Origin of the sequence: Sulfobacillus harzensis (genome assembly GCF_012933365.1) — a bacterium.
GTDB lineage: Bacteria > Bacillota > Sulfobacillia > Sulfobacillales > Sulfobacillaceae > Sulfobacillus_B > Sulfobacillus_B harzensis.
Genome location: NZ_JABBVZ010000172.1, coordinates 1 through 4,462, shown reverse-complemented (window position 1 = coordinate 4,462; position 4,462 = coordinate 1). Strand labels below are relative to the sequence as shown.

6 protein-coding genes are annotated in these 4,462 nt (G+C 54.1%); 2 read left to right on the top strand and 4 right to left on the bottom strand.

Annotation, left to right across the window (positions count from 1 at the left end):
* Positions 1–116 precede the first annotated feature (116 nt).
* Positions 117–554: an RNA-guided endonuclease InsQ/TnpB family protein gene (locus HIJ39_RS21595; protein ID WP_169103108.1), complete on the top strand. Its 438-nt coding sequence runs from the start codon at positions 117–119 to the stop codon at positions 552–554.
* Between the two features lie 140 nt (positions 555–694).
* Here the strand turns inward: HIJ39_RS21595 and HIJ39_RS21590 are convergent, their stop codons facing one another.
* The 4 genes from HIJ39_RS21590 to HIJ39_RS21575 form a co-directional block, all read right to left on the bottom strand.
* Positions 695–832 (bottom strand): hypothetical protein, encoded by a 138-nt coding sequence (locus tag HIJ39_RS21590; protein WP_169103107.1) that lies wholly within the window; start codon positions 830–832, stop codon positions 695–697.
* Between the two features lie 238 nt (positions 833–1,070).
* Positions 1,071–1,406 (bottom strand): hypothetical protein, encoded by a 336-nt coding sequence (locus tag HIJ39_RS21585; protein ID WP_169103106.1) that lies wholly within the window; start codon positions 1,404–1,406, stop codon positions 1,071–1,073.
* A 670-nt stretch (positions 1,407–2,076) separates the two neighbouring features.
* Positions 2,077–3,024 carry a hypothetical protein gene (locus HIJ39_RS21580; RefSeq protein ID WP_169103105.1) on the bottom strand — a complete coding sequence of 316 codons (948 nt, stop codon included), beginning with the start codon at positions 3,022–3,024 and terminating at the stop codon, positions 2,077–2,079.
* An 80-nt stretch (positions 3,025–3,104) separates the two neighbouring features.
* Positions 3,105–3,245 (bottom strand): hypothetical protein, encoded by a 141-nt coding sequence (locus HIJ39_RS21575; RefSeq protein WP_169103104.1) that lies wholly within the window; start codon positions 3,243–3,245, stop codon positions 3,105–3,107.
* Positions 3,246–3,390: 145 nt separating this feature from the next.
* Here HIJ39_RS21575 and HIJ39_RS21570 point away from each other — a divergent pair, with 145 nt between their 5' ends.
* Positions 3,391–4,371, top strand: a complete 981-nt coding sequence (locus tag HIJ39_RS21570; RefSeq protein WP_169103103.1) for a helix-turn-helix domain-containing protein — start codon at positions 3,391–3,393, stop codon at positions 4,369–4,371.
* Positions 4,372–4,462: the final 91 nt, after the last annotated feature.

The following is a 4,462-nucleotide window of genomic DNA, read 5'->3' as shown; positions in this document are numbered from 1 at the left end:
AATCTGGAAGGACAAATTCCCCACCACCCTGGGGAATTTTTTTGGCCAAATTGGGGATTTCCTGTTGACTAAACACACCCATCCCGAAGGGCCTGCGTATCCCGTGGTCCCAGAACATGGTCAAGACGCAACGGCGCATCGCCCGGCTCCATGCCCGGATAGCGAACATCCGGGCGAATGCCTTGCATCAACTGACCACGATGCTCGTCGAACGGTTTGATGTGATCGCTATCGAAGATCTCAATGTGGACGGGATGCTGAAGAACCACAAATTCGCGCGGGCTATTGCGGACATGGGATGGGGGGAATTTCGCCGCCAATTGGAATACAAAGCGGCCCAACGCGGAAAAACGGTCGTGGTGGTCAACCGCTGGTATCCCAGTAGCAAACGCTGTTCCGTGTGCGGGCACAAAGTGGCGAACATGTCCCTATCCGTGCGGGACTGGACCTGCCCGCAGTGTCAGACACATCATGACCGAGATAGGAACGCCGCGATCAACTTGCAAAAAGTGGCCGAGAGTTCGGTTGGGGGCTCCCAACCCGTGCCTGCCTAACGGCAGCGCTGCTCGGTGACGAGCCTGGGGAGCGCCCTCCGGTGGACGACCGGTCCTTGAGACCCTAAGAAGCCGCGACGCGATGAACCAGGAAGGTGGCACCAAATTTGGTCAGGAATGATCAGAAATGGATAAGTCCATCAGAACGGTTTCCTTGTCTTGAGTCCGCCGCTCTTAATGCTATAGGGATGCCGCTCGGATTCGTCTGGTGTGGGCGTCTCAATAATCAAGTCGCCCAACACGTCTGCGAACGGGGTACAGCGATCCTCGTGTGCCATTCTGATTTCCCCTTTCCGCGCCGGGACAGCCGCATTGCATCTTAGTCGAACAGGCGCCATGCATTAAACGGGCTCATACCCGCTTCATGTTGCGTTACGCAGCGACATTGGTCACAAAATACCGTAGCATTAAAGCGACCAAGCCGCGTTAGACACAATCGTTCTGTGCCGCATTCGACACAATTTAAGAGCTTGTGAGTCAGCTCAACCAGAGTTGCTGCCATCGGCATCCACCTCCTTACTTTTCGTCGTTTTCCCGATCATACAGCCCCAACGCCTCGGTCGCGGCGATAATGCGCTGGACTCCCGGAATCCGAGACGGCTCGCCCAAGATGTCGGCTTGTCCCTGCACCTTCACGTACAGCGCCCCGTCGACGATCAAATGATCAGCGGGCTCCAAAACCGCGAACAAGCGCACGGCGTTGGCGGCCGACTCCGTGTCTTCCCGGGCGGCCAGCGCCTCACGCACTTGATGCGCGGACCAGTCTTTGGGGGCCAGAACGTATGTGTCGTAGACCGGACCATCCGAAGGCTGGTCGGGAGCTGACACGTCCCACCATTGAAATTCGGACATCAGGATGTATACTCCACTCAAAATGTTTGCGCACGAAAAGCCGCCAGCGGAGCTGCGGAAGGCATGTCTACTGCTATTAATTTATGGGCCATGGAACCGCTGGCCTTATTTCAACGCACGAATGCGATAGATAGCATAGCCTTTATGGGATTGGTTCCCCGTAGCCCAAGTCACGACAAGTTTTGCCTGTCCGACGAAATTCCCACCACCGGCGATGGTACTGCCCCACTTACGACTCTTTACGACACCTTGGCCCGTCGTGAAAAATTGATGCCACACCACTGTCGGTTTGGGCCGCGTATATAAGGTATATATAGGGTGAGACAATGGAGACCGGCCCCGATAATTAATCGTAAAATTGAGATCCGGGTCGAGCGTAATCCGCCAACTTCGCAACCCGTGAGATGCCAGTATCGATGACCGCTTTACACGAGGCGGCGTTTGTGTAACTGGCGCCTTCGAAAGTAGGCCACAACCGCTCGTCGCCAACAGTACCCCACTAAACAACGCCCCGACGATTCCGCTTTGGATACGCATTGGTCACCTCTCCATGTTTCTGCTCGTAAACTTGGTTTATTAATCGTGTTCCTTGCACCATATAACGTCACTATAAACGAGAAGATTGGGCAAAGCCCAATCTTCTCGCCACAACTGTGGATCATCGGAACTGTTAGCCGTTACCTTCAATGGCATCATTCATCCACCCGATAGTATGAAACCCGCTGTAGCCGGTAATGGCGCCCGACAAACTTGCGGAATTGATAGTTGCCGAGATTTGTTCGGTGGTTCCTGTCAAGCTTTCCACTCCCGGGGAGGCATAAATGGGTTGCGAAGACGGAGCCCAGGTATATTGCCAAGTATACTGTGTGCCAGAATTCCACGTGCCACCGGTGCTCGTGGGGGCCACGGATGGGGAGGGATAAGACAGACCGTAACTCCATCCATGGAATGTCCAGATGAAACTAAGATCGAGCGATTGGTTTGTTCCGGCAACGTCGGTGACGGTTGTATTTGGCCGCCAACCCAGATAATTGTTCGGATTCTCGAATCCTGTTCCACCAAACTCATTGGCTTGAGCGGTCAAGACGGAGTTGTCCTGGATCAGACCCTCATCGGAGGAGCCTACGGTAAAACCGGTTGAATCACTGAAGGTGTAGTGATCGAATCCGTTTGTTGACGCAGGGCTTACTACAGTATTAGTTTGGCTGGCATTGGTCGTCCCTTGGCGTATACTCCTGTTGTTAAGTGTGTCTTCGATTTCTAATACGTTGACAGGTCCAGCCTTTTGAGCTTCGGGGGAATGACTATACGCGGACGATGCAAAGGTCAACAGGTCGCGTAATTGCTGGCGGTTTTGAATATAGGATTTCCTCAAAGCAGGAGTCCACTTCACCTTGGGATTCGCCAGAATGCTATATCCGCCGGCAGAAGGATAGATAATCGAGTCTCCTACCCTATAACCGATCGGGATGGTTTGGCCATCTACAATATCAGGTCTCGCCACTGGAGTGACGGATCCCATGGCTGGTGTTGTCGCGGCGAAGACCCCAGTTGCCGGAGCGAGAGCAAGTAATCCGGCTGCAGCGGTTAGGGGGATGATTGTCTTTAGAGAGAACATATTTGTATCTCCTTCCATTATCACACGTTCAGTCATAGCGCATGTTCGGCGTTGGTACTCCTTGCGTTTGGAGGACCCTACTAAAATCCAGCGGACACATCGGGGTACCCGGGATCGGTGACCCCCGACGCAAGATGGACACCGACATGAGTCCCGTGAAGGAGACCGATAGCAACTGCGGCCGCCAGAATGACCCAACGGGTTATCCCACGTAGTTTCACGTTGTGATCCCTCCTTGCAAAGAAGTGTATAGTACCTTAATCATTCACGGTGTGCGTATGGCGCACACCAATGAACGGAACTTTCACACGAGAACAGGAAAAGCATGAGTGGGCAGCGAAAACACTTGTGAGGGGGGGTCATATCATGATGGGGGAGAAGTTACGACAACTCCGCATCTCCCGACACCTGACGCAATCGGCCATAGCCGAGCAGGTGCATTGTGATCGTTCGTTGTTGAGCCGGATTGAGCGTAATGAAGTCACACCTTCTTGGGATTTGTTACAAGCGCTTTGCAACGCGTTGGGCGTGCCGATGGAAGAGTTGTTGCCATCTGGACCCGCGCCTCAGTTGCGAGACGATTTACTAGTGCAACGATGCCTGTCATTGATTGCGCAGGGACGGACTACGGAAGCCCAGGTGTTAGCGGCTTCTGGTTGGTGGGAGCGCCGCGACCGCCCGTCAGATACCACCGATCGATTATTCAATGTATTGGTACAGTCGCCGAGTAATGAACCCGACATACTGTCAATCATTCTTGCAACAATGTTTCGCCAGGCGATAGCTGGCGCGGTGAACGAGGAATTCTTCAAGCACGGATTCCACATTCAACGCATGCTCGGGGAACGCGGGGAACTAGGCGCGTCACAAATTCTGTGCAGTGCATTAATCGCTCTCAACCCCGGGCCAACCGACGCCTTCCGGTTAACCCTGAGTTTGGGAACCACCCTATTCCGTAAGCGGGACTGGCACATGGCGGCCGCGATGTATACGCGAGCACGCGATGCCAGTGGTGTGACACCGTCGCGCACTAATCGTGGTCGCGTATTTCACGGGCTTGGGGCTTGCGAGTTAGAATTGGGTCATCTGGACTCCGCCTACCAGTGGACGCAAAAAGCTTGCGAATTATACGCCGATGAAGCGCCCACCTTATACCACCTCGCCCTGCAAAACCTTGGCATGATTCACGTCATCAACGGAGACAGGGCTCGTGCCATTAGGTATTTGGAGCCGTGTGTGGAATTCTGGACTGGCCAAGAAGACGACGTGCGCGTGCAGGAAGCCTATGAACTGATTATCGCCGTTGAGCCAGCCGTATGTTTTCGGCCTATCGGTAGACGGCATTAGTGGTTTGAGCCGGAACATAGAGCTGGCCGTCAACCATCGTGTGGGGCACTCGCTCAAAGCAGGCGGTTTCCTCCAACAACTCCACCAGCGC